Here is a 17,060-nt window from a genome sequence, read left to right as displayed (position 1 = left end):
GAGCACATCGATGCACGTTCCCCACGGCGCGCGACGCCCCAGCGCAACGCGCGTCACACTCCTCACCGAAGGCACGTACCCGCACAGTCACGGCGGCGTGAGCGTCTGGTGCGACCAACTCGTCGACGGGATGCCCGACATCGACTTCGACGTGATCGCCGTCACTGGCACCGGACGCGAGCCGCTCGTCTGGGACATCCCCGCACACCTCTCGCGCGTCGTCGCGGTCCCCATGTGGGGGCCCGCGCCCGACGGCCGGCCGCCCCGCGGGCGCCGCCGCAACCAACTGGCCGCCGCCTACGAGCAGTTCCTCACCGCCCTGCTCGACCCGTGCGCCGAGGACAGGTTCGCCACCGCGCTGTACGCGATGGCGTCGGCCGCGGCCGACGGGCTACTGAGTCCCTTCCTGCGCGGCGACCGGGCGATCGGCATCCTCACCGCCGTGTGGAACCGCCCGGGCCTGGCCGTCCGCGAGGCCCGGCCGACCCTGCACGACGCGATCACCGCGACCGCCCTGCTGGAACACGCCCTGCGTCCCCTGGCCGCGCCGCCCCCGGAGCAGGGGGTGGCGCACGCGGTGAGCGGCGGCGTCGCCGTGCTGCCGGGCCTCGCCGCGCTCGAACGGCACGGCGTGCCGCTGCTGTTGACCGAGCACGGTGTCTATCTGCGTGAGCGCTACCTCGGCTACCGCACGGCTCCCTACCGCTGGCCGGTGAAGGCCGTCGTCCTGGGCTTCTTCCGGCTGCTGGCCGAGGAGACGTACCGGCGGGCCGCCCTGATCACTCCGGGCAACCGGTACAACCGGCTGTGGGAGGAGCAGGGCGGTGCCGACCCCGAGTCGATCCGCACGGTCTACAACGGGGTGGACCCCAGCGCGTTCCCGCCGGCCGGTCCCGAGCCGGAGCAGCCCACCCTCAGCTGGGCCGGCCGGGTCGACCCGATCAAGGACCTGGAGACGCTCATCCGGGCCTTCGCGCTCGTGCGGGCCCAACTCCCGGGCGCGCGGCTGCGGTTGTTCGGGGGGACGCCACGCGGCGGCGAGGCCTACCGCGAACGGTGCGAGGCGCTGGCCGCCGAGCTCGGCCACGCGGACGCGGTCACCTTCGAGGGCCGGGTCGACGACATCAAGGACGCCTACGCCGCGGGCAATGCCGTGATGCTCTCCAGCATCAGCGAGGGCTTCCCCTTCACCCTGATCGAGGCCATGTCGTGCGGGCGGGCGACGGTCTCCACGGACGTGGGCGGCGTACGCGAGGCCGTCGGCGACACCGGCCTCGTCGTACCGCCCCGCGATCCGGCCGCCATGGCCGCCGCGGCACTGGAGCTGCTGGGCGACCCCGGACGCCGTCGCTCGATGGGCGAGGCGGCCCGCCTGAGGGTCATCGAGCAGTTCACCCTGCGGCAGACCGTCGACACCTTCCGGTCCATCTACCTGGAACTGTCGACGCTCGGCGGCATCACCCCGCGCGACCCGTGGGCTGCCGAGACCGAGGCCGAACTGGCCGCGGCGGGCGGCCCGGAGACCGCGCGGCCGAGGAGTCTGGCCGGATGAGCGGACCGATGGCTCTCGAACCCGTCGGCGCGGCAGGAGACACGCTGTCCCTGCGGCTCGCCGACGACCGTGCCCCGGCCGCGCGGACACCGGGCCGGGGCACGGACCAGGACGCGGTCGACCGGCTCGCCGCCGAGCTGGCCGACCGCATCGGACCGGCCGTCCACCCGTACGAGGTGGCCGCGCTGCTGGAGTCGGAGGGACTGACCGCCGAGGTGATCCAGGAGCGGTACGGGCACCCGAACCTCTTCTCGCTCGCCACCGCGCTGTACGAGCGGGTACCGCGCACCTTTCCCGAGCCCGCGCCGCCCGCCGACCCCTGGCGACCGGACCACGTCCGGTGCGCGCTGCGGGGAGCGCTGTTCGCCCTGCCGGGTCTCGCCTATCTGCTCACCGGGCGGCTGTGGCACGCCGACCGCGACACCGACGCCCTGGTGGTGGCCGGGCTCGTCTCCTGGGCCTGGGGCCAGGCGCTGGGCCACCGGGCGTATCTGCGGATGACCACAGGACGGCGCGAGGCGGGCCGCACGCTCCTCAACGGCGCGCCCCTGGGTGCCGCGGCGGCGACGATCGCCGGGATGTTCCTCGCCGGGAGCCGCACGGCGGTCGTCGTCGCGGAAGCGCAGTCGGTGTACCTGGCGGCGGCCGGCGTACTGCTGGTGCTGGGCCGGGAGCGGTTGCTGCTGGCCGCACTGACCCCGCTGATCGCCGGTGCCGTGGTGCTGCCGTGGTGGGAACCGGGCACCGTACTGCGGGTCGGACTGCCGCTCCTGTCCCTGCTCGGCGCGATCGCCGCGGCCGGCTGGGCCCTGCGGACCACCCTCGCGGCCTCCCCCACCCCGGGGGCCACCCGGCCCCCACTGCTGCGGTCGCTGCCCTACGGCCTGTTCGGCCTGGCCGCCGGGGTGCTGGTGCTGCTGGAGGGGAGGCAGCACCCGTACGCCGTGATCGTGCTGACCGTGAGCATGGGGCCGGCCGAGTGGCTGCTGTACCGGTACCGCGGGATGTCGGTGGCGGCGCTGCGGGCCACCGCGACTCCGGCCGCCTTCCTGCTGCGCTCGGCCTGCATCCTCGCCTGCTGCCTGCTCGCCTATCTCGTGCCGCTGCTGCCCGCGGCCCTGCTCACCGATGCCGATCCGGCCCCGCTGCTGCTGCTCGCGGCGACGCTGTGGACCGCGCTGCTGCTCCAGGCCTTCGGGGTGGCCTGGCCCCCGGCCGGGGTGTGTCTGGTCGCCGCCGGCGGCGCCACGACGACGGCCGTGCTCCATTCCTCACCGGGCACCCCTGCGCTGTCGCTGTGCTGCGGCGCGGCCGCGCTGTGTCTCACGGCGTGCGCGCTGCGGCTGCTGGGGCGGCCCGCACCGCACGCCTGACCACCCGGTCCGCGGCGCGGATCCGTGCCCGTACCGCACGCAACGTCCAGAGCCCGTACCACCACCGCACCGGATGACACCGGGCCCCATGAGGGCTCCGACACGTCGACATCTCACGCCCAACCGACCGGAAGGAACCACGAGTTGACCTCCGCACCGCTCGCCGCCGTCACGGGAGCCGAGGGCTTCATCGGCTCCCATCTCACCGAGACGCTGGTCGCCGCCGGACACCGGGTGAGGGCCATGGCGCAATACAACTCCTTCTCCTCCTACGGCTGGCTGGAGACCCTGGCGCCCGACGTCCTCGACCACGTCGAGATCGTCCTCGGCGACGTCCGGGACCCCGGCTCGGTCCGCGGTCTCGTCGAAGGCGCCGACTGCGTCTACCACTTGGCCGCCCTGATCGCGATCCCGTACTCCTACCGGGCCCCGCACAGCTATGTGGACACCAACGTCACCGGCACGCTCAACGTGCTGGAGGCGGTGCGCGCCCTCGGCACACCCCGGCTGGTGCACACGTCCACCAGCGAGACCTACGGCACCGCCCGGACCGTGCCGATCACCGAGGACCACCCCATCAACACCCAGTCGCCGTACGCCGCTTCGAAGGCGGGCGGGGACCGGCTGGCCGACAGCTACCACGCCAGCTTCGACACCCCGGTGGTGACACTGCGGCCGTTCAACACCTTCGGACCGCGCCAGTCCATGCGGGCGGTCATCCCCACCGTCATCGGCCAGGTGGCGGCGGGCGAGCGCACCATCACCCTCGGCGACCTGCGCCCCACCCGGGACTTCAGCTACGTCAAGGACACCGCGCGGGCGTTCCTCGCGGTGGGCACCGCTCCCGCCGAGCGGGTCGTGGGCCGGACCTTCAACGCGGGTACCGGGGGCGAGATCTCGGTCGGCGACCTGGTCGCGCTGATCGGCAAGGTGATGGACACCGCCCTCGACGTGCGCGAGGACGCCCAGCGCATCCGGCCCACGGGCTCCGAGGTGATGCGCCTGGTCGCCGACGCGACCCGGCTGGGCGAGGCCACCGGCTGGAGCCCGGACCACACCCTGGAACAGGGACTCGCGCACACCGTGGAGTTCTTCCGCGACCCGGCCAACCTCGCCCGCTACAAGACCGGCATCTACAACATCTGACCCCGTCCGGCACGTCCCACGAAGGAGGAGTCCCATGCACGCAGTGATCCTGGCGGGAGGCAAGGGCGTCCGGCTGCGGCCCTACACCACCGCGCTGCCCAAACCGCTCGTGCCCATCGGCGACCAGCACGCCATCCTGGAGATCGTGCTGCGCCAGCTCGCCTCGGCCGGTTTCACCAGCTGCACCCTCGCCATAGGACACCTGGGCGAGATCATCCGCGCCTATGTCGGCGACGGCTCGCAATGGGGCATGGCCGTCGACTACGCCACCGAGGAGAGCCCGTTGGGCACCATGGGGCCGTTGCTCACCATGCGCGAGCGGCTGCCGGAGACGTTCCTCGTGATGAACGGTGACGTCCTCACCGACCTCGACTACGCGGACGTCCTCCAGCGGCACCGCGCCGAGGGCGCGCCCCTGACGATCGCCACGTACGCGCGCAAGGTGCACATCGACTTCGGGGTGCTGACCACCGACGCGAGCAGAGTCGTCGCCTTCACCGAGAAGCCGAGCATCGACTATCGCGTCTCCATGGGTGTGTACGCGCTCTCGCGTGCCACCCTCGACGGCTACACGCCCGGTCTGCCGCTGGGCTTCGACGAACTGGTCCTCGACCTGCTCCGGACCCAGAACCCCCCGCACGCCTACGCGTTCGACGGGTACTGGCTGGACATCGGCCGTCCCGACGACTACGACCGGGCCAACGCCGAGTTCACCACCCGCAAGTCACTGCTGCTCAAGGGAGCCTGACCACCGCATGCGCATTCTCGTCCTGGGCTTCACCGGATATCTGGGCAGCCATGTCGTCGAGCGGCTGCACGCCCTGCCGGGCGTGCGGGTGCTCGGCGGCGGGCGCTCGCCGGACGCGGAGCTCGGCATCGACCTCGCCACCGCCTCCGCGGACCTGCTGGCAAAGGCCCTGGCGTCGGCGGCGCCCGACGTCGTGATCAACTGCGCGGGCGCGACCGGCGGCGACGCCGTGACCCTCGCCGAGGTCAACGCGCGTGGCCCCGCGGTCCTGTGCGCGGCGCTGCGCGAGGCGGCCCCCACCGCACGCCTCGTCCACCTGGGTTCGGCCGCCGAGTACGGCCCCGGCGTCCGGGACACCAGCGTGGCGGAGTCTGCGGCCACCCGCCCCGTCACCCCGTACGGCGCCACCAAGCTCGCGGGCACGGTCACGGTCATCGCCTCCGGCCTCGACGCGGTGGTGCTGCGGGTGGGCAACCCGGTCGGGCCCGGAGCCCCGCCCACCGGGCTGCCCGGCCGGATCGCGGGTCTGCTGCGCGAGGCCGGCCGGGACCCGGACGCCGTGATCCGGCTGGGTGACCTGTCGGCGTACCGCGACTTCGTGGACGTACGCGATGTGGCGGGTGCGGCGGTCCGCGCGGCGACGGCGGCCGGGCCCCTGCCGCGTGTCCTCAACATCGGCGGCGGCAGAGCAGTCCCGGTCCGCGATCTGGTGCGGGCGATGGCGCGGATCGCCGGATTCCAGGGACGGATCGAGGAGGACAGCGGCGGATCCGCCCGCTCGGGAGAGGTGTCGTGGCAGTGCTCCGACATCACCGCCGCCGGTGACGCCCTGGGCTGGCGGCCGGCCCACACGCTCGACGACTCGCTGGCCGCGCTGTGGGCCGCTGTGCGCGCGGACACCCCGTCCGGGCAGCGGGACGGCGACCGAGCGCCGTGAGCCTGCTGATTCCGCTGTACGTCCACCCGGGCGAGGATCCGGGAGCCTGGCACCGTCTGATCACGGCGGCCGACCGTACGTACGCGGTGGTGCTCAACCCGGCCGACGGGCCGGGCGCGGCTCCCGACCCCGCCTTCACCGCGGCGGCCGGCGCACTGCGGGCGGCGGGCGCCCGGCTGCTCGGCTACGTGGACACCGACTACGGGGCGCGCGATCCGGACGCGGTCGCGGAGGATGTCGTCCGGCACCGGGAGTGGTACGGGGCCGGCGGGTGCTTCCTCGACCGGGTGCCGGCGACTCCGGCAGCGCTGCCCGCGTGCCGACGGCTGGTGCGGACCGTCCGGCGACTCGGCGCGGCTCCCGTGGTGCTGAACCCGGGCGTCCACCCGGCGCCGGGCTATGCCCGTCTGGCGGATCTCGTCGTCACCTTCGAGGGGCACTGGTCCACGTATGTGTCGGCGTTCAGCAGACCGGCGTGGACCGCACGACACCCGCCGGAGCGGTTCTGTCATCTCGTGTACGGCGTACCCGAGGCACTCGTACCGCTCGCCGTGCGTACCGCGCACGAACGCGGCGCCGCTGTCGCCGGACCTGTGACGGGTGAACTCCCCAATCCCTGGGCACGGTTGACGCCCGCCCTGGGCGAGAGGGATGCGTGACGCCCGCCGAGGGCGCCGGCTGAGAACGCCCGACGGGAGCGTGCACGGTTTTACCCCTTCCTGATGGCATGCCCTGGTCAAATCTGCCAGGCTTCGGGGGCTGTCGCCCTGATCCGAGGGGGACGGCAACGGACATCTCACCCAACGATCGCGCAACCCATGCGCGCCGACCGCGGCCGTCCCCCGGCGCACCCCAGTCGTCCGGGCGGCCACCGAGCAGGCCGGAATCCCGGCCGCCTCAAAGGAGTTACGTGTGAGACCAACCCCCCGCAACGCCTTCGCAGCGAGCGCATGCGCCGTCGCCGCGCTGGCCGCAGTCTCGCTCCCCGTCACCCCGGCGGCAGCCGCGCCGCCCGCGGCCCCCGTGGCGGCCGCCTGCACACCGGCCCAGGTGGTCACCAACGGTGGCTTCGAGAGCGGCACTTCGCCCTGGACCCAGTCGTCGACCAGCGTGATCACCAACCGCGCCGGCCAGACCGCCCACGGAGGCACCAGCTTCGCCTGGTTGAACGGCGTCGGCAGTACACACACCGACACCCTCTCGCAGAGCGTCACGATCCCGTCCGGGTGCAGCAGCGCCACCCTCACCTTCTGGCTGCACATCGACACCGCCGAGACGACCTCGTCCACCGCGTACGACAAGCTGACGGCGAAGATCGGCAGTACGACGCTGGCGACCTACTCGAACCTGAACAAGGCCGCCGGCTACGTCCAGAAGTCCTTCGACGTGTCGTCGTTCGCGGGCCAGACCGTGAACGTCGCCTTCACCGGCACCGAGGACTCCAGCCTCCAGACCAGCTTCGTCCTCGACGACATCGCCCTCAACACCTCGGGCGACACCACCCCGCCGGCGGACTCCACCCGCACCCCGGCCGCCCCCTCGTACACCGTCAGCCTGAGCAGCAACACCAGCGGCACCGCATGGACCGGCCACGAGAGCGCCGCCTTCACCAACGCCTCCTCCACCGCGCTCAGCGAGGTGTACCTGAGGCTGTGGGACAACTACCACGGCACCTGCTCGGCCATGCCGATCACGGTCAGCAACGTCACCGGCGGCACCGCGGGCGCCCTCTCGGTCGGCTGCACGGCCCTCAAGGTCACCCTGGCGACACCCCTGGCGCAGGGGCAGACCGCCACGATCGGCTTCGATCTGGGGATCACCGTCCCGAGCGGCGCCGACCGTTTCGGCTACGACGGAGCCTTCAGCTTCATCGGCAACGCCCTGCCCGTCCTCGCGGTCAAGGACGGGGCCGGCTGGCACCTGGACCCGTACACGAACAACGGCGAGTCGTTCTACTCCCTGGCCGCCGACTTCAAGGTGACCCTCGACCACCCGACCTCCCTGCTGGTGCCGGCCACCGGCGCCTCGGTCGACACCCCCGGCTCCAGCGGACGCACGGTCACCACGGCCACCGCTTCCAAGGTGCGTGACTTCGCCTGGGCGGCCGGACCCTTCACCAAGATCTCCGGCACCTCGGCCGCCGGCACCCCGGTGAACGTCTACTCCGTCTCGGGCATCAGCTCGTCCGACGCGCAGTCGATGCTCACCACCGCCAAGACCGCCGTGGACGCGCACGCCGCGCGCTTCGGCGCCTACCCGTACGGCGAGTTGGACGCGGTGATCGACAACAACTTCTGGTTCGGCGGCATGGAGTACCCGGGATTCGTCCTCGACCTGGTCAGCACCACGGCGCTCACCCATGAGATCGGGCACCAGTGGTGGTACGGGATCGTCGGCGACGACGAGTACACCAGCCCCTGGCTCGACGAGGCGTTCACCGACTACGCCACCGACCTGGCACTGAACAAGACCGGCACCAACTGCTGGAACAGCGTCTCCTGGGCCTCGACGGCGGAGAAGATCACCAACTCGATGGCCTACTGGGACGCCCACTCGTCCCGGTACTCCACCGTCGTCTACGGCTACGGCAAGTGCGCCCTGCACGACCTGCGGCGCCTCATCGGCGACACCGCCATGACCAAGCTCCTCAAGGACTACGCGACGTCGCACTGGTACGGGGTCTCGACCACGGCCGAGTTCAAGGCGGCCGCCCAGGCCGCCACGACCACGGACCTGACGTCGTTCTGGACCACGCACCGCATCGACGGCTGACACGGCACCGGCTCACCGGCCGCGGGTGGCGCTCTGTGGCGTCACCCGCGGTACCCGCGGTACCCGCGGTACCCGCCGGACTCCTCGCCCGCCTGTTCCGCTGACGTACGGTTGCCCGGGAACGGCCGGTGATCTGAGGGGCGGGGATGGCGCATTTCCAGGGCGAGTCGACGCGTGCGTTGCCCGACACTCTGAAGCTGCACGCCGCCCGGCTGGGCGGCAAGACCGCGTACCGGGACGCCCGTCGCGCCGTGACTTACGGCGAGCTGGAGCAACGCACCGGCCGACTCGCGGGGCACCTTTCACGCCTCGGGGTCCGGCCCGGAGACCGGGTCGCGCTCCATCTGGGCAACCGGGTGGAGATGGTGGAGGCCTGTCTCGGCGTGCTGCGGGCCGGCGCGGTCGGCGTGCTGCTCAACCCCGGTGCGACGGAAGAGGAGTTGGCGCACTTCCTCGACGACAGCGGCGCGGTCCTGGTCGTCACCGAGGCACCGCTGCTGCCGCGAGTCACGCAACTGGTGCCGGAGCGAACCGAGTTACCAGTGGTGGTCGCCGGAGCGGGCACCCTCCCGGCCGGCACGATCGCCTTCGAGGACCTGGCCGGGACGGATCCGGGAGTGGTTCCCCGGGATGATCTCGGTCTCGACGATCCGGCCTGGATCATGTACACATCGGGCACCACCGGCCGGAGCAAGGGCGTGGTCTCCACGCAGCGTTCCGCCCTGTGGTCGGTGGATGCGGCCTACATACCGGCATACGGGCTGCGGGAGGCGGACCTGCTGCTGTGGCCGCTGCCGATGTTCCACTGCTACGCCCACTCGCTGTGCCTCCTGGGAGTGGTCTCGGTCGGAGCGAGCGCCCAGCTCCTCGACGGGGGTGCGAGCATCGCCGAGGCACTCACCGTGCAGCCGTTCACCCTGCTGGCCGGCGTCCCCGCCACCTTCCGCCTGCTGCTGGACTCGCTCCGGGAGACCACGGCTCCGGTCCCCTCTGCGCTCCGGGTGTGCGTCAGCGCAGGCGCGCCCTGCCCTCCGGAGCTGCGGGCGGCGGTCGAGGACGCGCTGTCCGCTCCCCTCCTCGACGGCTACGGATCCACCGAGACCTGCGGGAAGATCGCGGTCAATCGGCTCGACGGGCCCCGCGGCGACGCCTCCAGCGGCCCACCGCTGCCCGGACTCTCGGTGCGGCTGACCGACGCGGCCACCGGTGCCGAGGTGGCCGACGGGGACGAAGGGGAGATCTGGGTCCGTGGCCCCGGTCTCATGGCCGGCTATCACAACCGTCCGGACGCCACCGCCGAGGCCTTCACCGACGGCTGGTACCGCACCGGGGACCTCGGGCGACGCGTGGCGCACGGCCATCTCCAAGTCACCGGCCGCATCAAGGAACTGATCATCCGCGGCGGTGAGAACGTCAACCCGTCCGAGGTGGAACAGGTCCTGCTGGCCTGCGCCGGCGTCACCGACGCCGCCGTCGTGGGCCGACCGCACGACGTGCTCGGCGAGGTGCCGGTCGCTTTCGTCGTCGCCGGACCGCACGGAGTCGACACGGCGCGGGTGCTCGCCGCGTGCCGGGAACGGCTGTCCGGGTTCAAGGTGCCGGACGAGATCCATCTGGCCGCGTCCGTACCCCGTACCCCGTCCGGAAAGATCATCCGGCCGGTGCTCGCCGAGCAGGTGGCGCAGCGGCTCGCCGAGCGGCGCGCGACCGCCTCCGCGGCCCTGCGCGAGCGACTGGCGGCGGTCTCCGACGCCGTCCTGGACCTGGTGCTCGAGGAGACCGCACGGACGGCCGACGTGCCCGTGCACGCGCTCGACCCCGAACGGCCCTTCACCGAGGTCGGGCTCACCTCGCTCGGCGGTGTGCTGCTGCGCGACTGCCTGAGCGCTGCGACCGGTCTCGCCCTGCCCGCGACGCTCGTGTTCGACCACCCCACGCCCGCGGCAGCGGCGGCACTGGTGCGCGCGGCGCTGGGCGGCGACGCCGGCGCGGGGACAGCGCGCACATCCGGCGGCCGGCCGGGCACGGCTGTCGGGGAGAGCGCCGAACCGATCGCCATCGTGGCGATGGCCTGTCGCTACCCCGGCGGCGTCGAGTCACCGGAGGACCTGTGGCGGCTGCTGGCGGCCGGCACCGACGCGACCTCCGATTTCCCGACCGATCGCGGCTGGGACGTGGCCGGGCTGTACGACCCCGACCCGGACCGGCCGGGCACCTCCGTCACCCGCAGGGGCGGCTTCCTGCACCGGGCGGCCGAGTTCGACGCGGCCTTCTTCGGCATGTCGCCCCGCGAGGCGCTGGCCACCGATCCACAGCAGCGGCTGCTGCTGGAGACCGGGTGGGAGCTGCTGGAGCGCGCGGGCCTCGACCCTGCCGGGCTGCGCGACAGTGACACCGGTGTCTTCGTCGGAGTGATGCACGCCGATTACGCGGGCCGCCTGCTGCACCGGTCAGGACACGAACTGGAGGCGCACCTCGCCCTCGGATCGGCGGGAAGCGTGGCCTCCGGCCGGATCGCGTACACCCTGGGCCTGCGCGGCCCCGCCGTGACGGTGGACACCGCGTGTTCGTCGTCGCTGGTCGCCCTGCACTCCGCCGCCCGGTCGCTGCGCGACGGCGAGTGCTCGCTGGCCGTCGCGGGTGGGGTGACCGTGATGGCCTCGCCGGCGCCGTTCCTCGCGTTCAGCAGGCTGCGCGGGCTGGCTCCGGACGGCCGGTGCAAGCCGTTCTCCGCGGCGGCCGACGGTACCGCCTGGGGCGAGGGCGTCGGCCTGCTGCTGCTGGAGCGCCTGTCCGACGCCCGTCGCCACGGGCATCAGGTGCTGGCCGTACTGCGCGGCTCGGCCGTCAACTCCGACGGCGCCTCCAACGGACTCACCGCGCCCAACGGCCCAGCGCAGCAACGGGTGATCAGAGCGGCACTCGCCGACGCGGGGCTCGCCCCGGCCGACGTCGACACGGTGGAGGCGCATGGCACGGGCACCGCACTCGGGGACCCCATCGAGGCGCAGGCGCTGCTGGCCGCGTACGGGGCGGGCCGTACCGACGAACGGCCCCTTTGGCTGGGCTCGTTGAAGTCCAACCTCGGACACACCCAGGCCGCGGCGGGTGTCGGCGGTGTCATCAGGACCGTACTGGCGATGCACCACGGGCGGCTGCCCCGCACGCTGCACGCCGACGAGCCGTCGCCCCGGGTGGACTGGTCGTCCGGCGCCGTACGGCTGTTGACCCGTGAGCAGGAGTGGCGGCCCGAGCCGGGACGGCCTCGGCGCGCGGCGGTGTCGGCGTTCGGAATCGGCGGGACGAACGCGCATGTGATCCTGGAGGAGGCCGTCGGCGCGGACGTGCCCCAGGGAGCGGCCGGGGCGAGTGAGGCCGTAGCGCTGGGAGCCGCCGAGACCGAGACCAGGGCGGTCGTACCGCTGGGATTGGCAGAGACCAGGGCGGTCGTACCGCTGGGAGACGCGAAGCCGGGCGCGGACGTACCGCTGCAAGCAGCCGAGGCGACTGCGGACGTACCGGTGGGAGCGGCCGAGGCGAGCGGGGACGTACCGCTGGGAGCAGCCGAGGCGAGCGGGGACGTACCGCATCGTCCTCTCATGGTTGCGCCTCCGTTGCTGCTGTCCGGGGCGAGTGGAGCCGCCCTGCGAGCTCAGGCCGCGCGGACGGCCGCCGCGCTGCGTGAGCGGCCCGAACTCGACGTGCTGGACGTGGCGTTCACGCACGCCACCGCCCGGGCCGCGCTCTCTCACCGGGCCGCCGTCGCCACCGACGACCGCGAGGGCCTGCTGGGCGCCCTGGACTCGCTGGCGGCGTCCGCTCCGCTGCGCTCGGCGGGCTCGGCGCCCGGCGGGCGGCTGGGACTGCTGTTCAGTGGGCAGGGATCCCAACATCCGGGCATGGGACGGGAGTTGTACGACAGCTTCCCGGTCTTCTCCGACTCGGTCGACGCCCTGTGCGAGCGCTTCGACGCGCACCTGGATTACTCGTTGCTGTCGGTGCTCCGGGGAACCGGCGGGGACGTGCCGCTGGATCGTACGGACTGCGCGCAAGCGGCCCTGTTCGTCTTCGAGGTGGCGATGTTCCGCCTGCTGGAGTCCTGGGGCCTACGGCCGGACTTCTTGGTCGGGCACTCCGTCGGCGAGCTGGCGGCCGCCCACGTCGCCGGCGTGCTGTCCGAACCGGACGCCGTCGAACTCGTGGCTGCACGGGGGCGGTTGATGCGCCGGCTGCCGGAGGGCGGCGCCATGGTGGCGCTGGACGCCACCGAGGCCGAGGTGGTCGGCGAGCTGACCGACGAGGTCGCGATCGCGGCCGTGAACGGCCCGCGCGCGGTCGTCGTCTCCGGCGCGGCGGGGCCCGTGCTCGCACTCGCGGAGCGATTCGCGGTACGGGGGCGCCGCGTCGCCCGGCTACGGGTCAGCCACGCCTTCCACTCCCCGCTGATGGAGCCGATGCTCACCGAATTCGGCCGCGTGGCAGGCGGGTTGGCGTACGGGGTGCCCCGTATCCCCGTGGTGTCGGGGCTGACCGGACGCCCAGCCACCGGGGAGGAGCTGCGGTCGGCGGCGCACTGGGTCCGGCATGCGCGTGAGGCCGTGCGGTTCGGCGACGCCGTGGCATGGCTGGCGCGCGAGGGGCGGGTGACGGCGTTCGCGGAGATCGGACCGGACGCGCAGCTCACGGCCCAAGCCATGACAGGCCTGGTCGACGCCGGTCAGGACCTGCTGTTCACGGCCGTCGCGCGGCGGGGGGCCGTCGGGCCCGAGCCGCGGACGTTGTTCACCGCGCTGGGCCAACTCCACGTTCACGGCGTGCCGGTGGAGTGGCGCCGCGTGTACGCGGACAGTGGCGCCCGGCGAGTGGATCTGCCGACGTATCCCTTCCAGCGGCAGCGCTACTGGCTGTCCGATGCCGGGGCCGCTTCCGATGCTGACGCCGGGCATCCGGTGCTGACGCAGACGGTCACCGTTCCGGGGACCGAGCGCGTACTGTGCGCCGGCTGGCTGTCCGACGTCGCCCAGCCGTGGCTGCGCGACCACGTCGTGGCCGGTCACGCCCTCGTACCCGGCGCCGCGTTCGCCGATCTGGTGCTCCACGCCGGCGACGTCTGCGGCCTCGACGTACTGGAGGATCTCGCTCTTGTGGCCCCGCTGCCCCTGCCTGCCGCCGAGGGGGACCGGGTCCAGCTCCAGGTGGTCGTGGGAGAGCCGGACGGCAGCGGGCGGCGCAGCGCGGACGTGTACTCCCGGCCCGAGGAGTCCGGTGCGCTCGGCGCCTGGACCCATCACGCGACCGGGCGACTCGGCCCGGCCGTCCCGGGCCGGCCGGAGCCCTTCGACGCGTGGCCACCACCGGATGCCACGCCCGTGGATCTGACCGGGGCGTATGAGCGGCTGGCCGCCACCGGTCCCGCGTACGGACCGGCGTTCCGTGGGGTGACGGCCCTGTGGCGGCGAGGCGAGGAACTGTTCGCCGAGGTCGGCCCGGTGCCGGGCGCTCAGGCCCGGCGGCACGCCCTGCACCCGGCGCTGCTCGACGCCGCCCTGCATGCCGGGCTGCTCGCCGAGCCGCCCACCGGTCCGGCCCGGCTGCCGTTCGCGTGGCGGGGCATGACGCTGTACGCCGCCGGGGCCACGGCGCTGCGCGTACGCATCAGGACGACCGGTCCGGACACGGTCGGCCTGGATCTCGCGACCCCCTCGGGCGCGCCGGTCGCCCGGCTGGAGTCGATGACCACGCGTCCGCTGCCGGAGACGGGTCCCGTGGCCGCCGGGGAGCTGTACCGGCTGCGCTGGACGGGCCTTCCGGCCGTCGGGGAGGCGATCGCCCTGGCCGTGGCCGAACCCGACGAATTGGGCGCGGCGGCGGTGCTCCGGTCCACGGGGCTCCCGCGGACGGTCGCATCGGCCCGGTCCACGGACGTGCCGGATATCGTCACGGTGACCCTGTCCCCTCCGGCCGTCGACGACGTCGGCCCGGCCGCCGCGGCGTACGAACTGGCGGTGCGGACCCTGGGCCTGCTGCGGGCCCGGCTCGCCGGTACCGGGCGGCTGGTCGTCGTGACGCGCGACGCCGCCGCCGAGGCGCCCGACCTGCCCGCCGCCACGATCTGGGGGCTGCTGCGGGCCGCCCAGGCGGAGTACCCCGGGCGCCTCACGCTCGTGGATGTGGACGGCCGCCCCGAGTCGCTGCGGATGCTGCCCGCCGCCGTCGCGACAGGTGAACCTCAACTGTCCATCCGGGACGGGGCGTTGGCCGTTCCCCGGTTGGTGGCCACTCCCGGCTCGGTGCCCGGCGGGTCCCTCGGCCGGGGCACCGCCCTGATCACCGGCGGCACCGGGTCGCTGGGCGCCCTGCTGGCGCGGCATCTGGTCGTCCGGCACGGGTTGCGGCGTCTCGTGCTCGTCAGCCGGCGTGGTGCGACGGCGCCGGGAGCGCAGACGCTGCGGGCCGAGCTGGAGCGAGCGGGCGCGCGGGTGGACGTGGTGGCCTGCGACATCGCCGAGCGCAGCCAGCTCTCCTCCCTCATCAAGGAGTTCGGGTCCGACCTCACCACGGTGGTGCACGCGGCAGGGGTCCTGGACGACGGCGTACTGGAGGCGATGACGCCCGAGCGGCTGGCGGCCGTGCTGCGGCCGAAGGCCGACGCCGCCTGGCATCTGCACGAGCTGACGAAGGATCTTCCCCTCACGCACTTCGTGCTGTTCTCGTCGGCGGCCGGACTGCTCGGCAACCCCGGACAGGCCAACTACGCGGCGGCGAACGCCTTCCTGGACGCGCTCGCCCGGCACCGCGCCGCGCTGGGGCTGCCCGCGCTGTCGCTGGCCTGGGGGCCTTGGGCGGACGAGGAAGGGATGGCGGCGCGCACCGGACGGGTGCACGGGGGCGCGGTGCGCGCGGTCTCCCCTGAGCAGGCACTGGCGCTGTTCGATGCCGCGTCGGCCAGCGGCGAGCCGTTCCTCGCGCCGCTGCCTCTCGACCGCTCGCCGGGGGCACTGGCCGCCGGCTCACCGGTTCCGCCGCCGCTGCGCGGGCTGTTGCGTCCGGCTCGTCCGACGGCCTCGCCGGGGGCGGTGGCCGTCGACGACGAGCGGGACGGCACGGCCGGATCCTGGCGCAAACGGTTGTCCGCGCTCCCCGAGCCCGGCCGGTCGGCCGCCCTGCTGGAGTTGGTCCGTGCCGAGGTCGCCGCGGTGCTCGGGCACACGGACGCGAGCGCCATCGACCGGCGCTTCCCCGAGCTGGGTCTCGACTCACTGATGAGCGTGCAGCTGCGCAACCGGCTGAGCCTGCTGACGGGGCTGCCGCTGGCGGCCACCGTCGCCTATGACTGGCCGAGCGTGGAACAGCTCGCGGATCACCTGTACGGGGAGTTGAGCGGGACCCTGCCCCACAGCACCACCGCGGCCCCCCACGCGGGCGGCCGGGATCGTACCCCCCGGCGCGCCGAGGCGAGCGTCCCCACGGGTTCGGCACAGTCCGCGCATTCAGCCGCCCCTGTCATCGCCGGGGCCGCCGGTGCGGAGACCATGCTCCCCGGTCCGGCGGCGACCGCCGGGCCGATGCCATCCGCGGCGGTCCCGTCCGCTCCCTCGCCCGCGACTGCGGCAGTCGGGCCGCCGGTCACGTCGCCGGACCGGCGGGGTAGGCGCGGCCCGCATGTCGGGCAGTCCCTGCCGGCCCTCTACCGGCGGGTCTGCGCGACGGGCGACGTGGTCGCGGCGATGCACATGCTGGTGACCGCTTCCGTCGGCGCGCCGTCCTTCGGGCAGGACGACGGGGCCCGGCACGCCTTGTCACCGCTCCTGCTGGCCACCGGCCCGGGTGACCCGGCGCTCGTGTGCGTGCCGGGGTTCGCCACGAACCTCGGCCGGCCATGGCACGCGGGGCTCGCCCGCTGCTTCGAGGGCGAGCGGGACGTGTTCGAGCTGCGGCACCCGGGCGTCGACCACGGGGCAGCCGTGGCACGGGACTTGGCGACGCTGGCCGAACTGCACGCCATGACCGTACGGCGGCACCTCGGCGACCGTCCGTACGTCGTCGTGGGCCACTCCATGGGCGGTTCGGCCGCGCACGCGGTGACCACGCGGCTGGCGGCCGGCGGAACTCCTCCGGCGGGGCTGGTCCTGCTGGACTCGTACCACATCACCCCGGACCGGGAGGCCGAGCCATGGCTGCTGGCGCTGCCCGCGCGGATTCCGGTGGCGTTGGGCGAGCGATTCGACACCGAGGTGGACGACTTGACGCTGCTGTCGCTGGGCGCGTACACCCGGATGTTCCGCGGCTGGCAGCCGGCTGCCACCGAGGTCCCCACTCTCCTCGTACGCGCCACGCGACCGTTGCCGGACATGCCGGAGCGGTGGCGGTCCGGCTGGCCGGGCCGGCACGACACGGTGGACGTCCCCGGCAGCCATCTGAGCGTGCACGAGGAACACGCTCCGACGACCGCCCGGGCCATCCGTGACTGGATCGACAGCCCCCGTCGCCCTGGTGAGCAACGGCCGCACGGACCGACGATCCGGCGATGAC

The 17,060-nt window shown here is 73.6% G+C and carries 8 protein-coding genes; all 8 read left to right on the top strand.

Translation table 11 applies throughout. From position 1 onward, the window contains the following. The first annotated feature begins 10 nt into the window (after window positions 1-10). Window positions 11-1,552: a GT4 family glycosyltransferase PelF gene (gene pelF, locus ACFVXA_RS07825; RefSeq protein WP_390024223.1), complete on the top strand. Its 1,542-nt coding sequence runs from the start codon at window positions 11-13 to the stop codon at window positions 1,550-1,552. Then, the gene (locus ACFVXA_RS07820; RefSeq protein WP_390024221.1) at window positions 1,549-2,925 is read left to right on the top strand and encodes a hypothetical protein; all 1,377 of its coding nucleotides are present in this window, start codon (window positions 1,549-1,551) and stop codon (window positions 2,923-2,925) included. The genes pelF and ACFVXA_RS07820 overlap by 4 nt, the downstream gene beginning before the upstream one ends. Window positions 2,926-3,069: 144 nt before the next feature. Further along, window positions 3,070-4,071 carry a GDP-mannose 4,6-dehydratase gene (locus ACFVXA_RS07815; RefSeq protein ID WP_383910462.1) on the top strand — a complete coding sequence of 334 codons (1,002 nt, stop codon included), beginning with the start codon at window positions 3,070-3,072 and terminating at the stop codon, window positions 4,069-4,071. Between the two features lie 34 nt (window positions 4,072-4,105). Next, window positions 4,106-4,819: a sugar phosphate nucleotidyltransferase gene (locus tag ACFVXA_RS07810; RefSeq protein ID WP_362021294.1), complete on the top strand. Its 714-nt coding sequence runs from the start codon at window positions 4,106-4,108 to the stop codon at window positions 4,817-4,819. 7 nt (window positions 4,820-4,826) lie between these two features. Then, window positions 4,827-5,756: an NAD-dependent epimerase/dehydratase family protein gene (locus ACFVXA_RS07805; RefSeq protein ID WP_384021595.1), complete on the top strand. Its 930-nt coding sequence runs from the start codon at window positions 4,827-4,829 to the stop codon at window positions 5,754-5,756. Beyond that, entirely contained in the window at window positions 5,753-6,415 is a 663-nt protein-coding gene (locus ACFVXA_RS07800) for a spherulation-specific family 4 protein (RefSeq protein WP_383742521.1), read from the top strand. The genes ACFVXA_RS07805 and ACFVXA_RS07800 overlap by 4 nt, the downstream gene beginning before the upstream one ends. A gap of 253 nt (window positions 6,416-6,668) precedes the next feature. Next, window positions 6,669-8,528, top strand: a complete 1,860-nt coding sequence (locus ACFVXA_RS07795) for a M1 family aminopeptidase (RefSeq protein WP_390024218.1) — start codon at window positions 6,669-6,671, stop codon at window positions 8,526-8,528. Window positions 8,529-8,674: 146 nt separating this feature from the next. Then, complete coding sequence (locus tag ACFVXA_RS07790; RefSeq protein WP_390024216.1) at window positions 8,675-17,059, top strand: SDR family NAD(P)-dependent oxidoreductase; 8,385 nt, start codon at window positions 8,675-8,677, stop codon at window positions 17,057-17,059. The last annotated feature ends 1 nt before the right edge of the window (window position 17,060 follow it).

The sequence above is a fragment of the Streptomyces sp. NPDC058246 genome (genome assembly GCF_042881985.1).
Lineage (GTDB): Bacteria > Actinomycetota > Actinomycetes > Streptomycetales > Streptomycetaceae > Streptomyces.
Note: the sequence above shows the minus strand (reverse complement) of the source record. Positions and strands in the feature narration are given on the sequence as shown.

Bases quoted from the DNA above. Each gene is read 5' to 3' on its own strand.
- pelF (WP_390024223.1), top strand. From the start codon at position 11: ATGCACGTTCCCCACGGCGCGCGACGCCCCAGCGCAACGCGCGTCACA.
- ACFVXA_RS07820 (WP_390024221.1), top strand. From the start codon at position 1,549: ATGAGCGGACCGATGGCTCTCGAACCCGTCGGCGCGGCAGGAGACACG.
- ACFVXA_RS07810 (WP_362021294.1), top strand. From the start codon at position 4,106: ATGCACGCAGTGATCCTGGCGGGAGGCAAGGGCGTCCGGCTGCGGCCC.
- ACFVXA_RS07805 (WP_384021595.1), top strand. From the start codon at position 4,827: ATGCGCATTCTCGTCCTGGGCTTCACCGGATATCTGGGCAGCCATGTC.
- ACFVXA_RS07790 (WP_390024216.1), top strand. From the start codon at position 8,675: ATGGCGCATTTCCAGGGCGAGTCGACGCGTGCGTTGCCCGACACTCTG.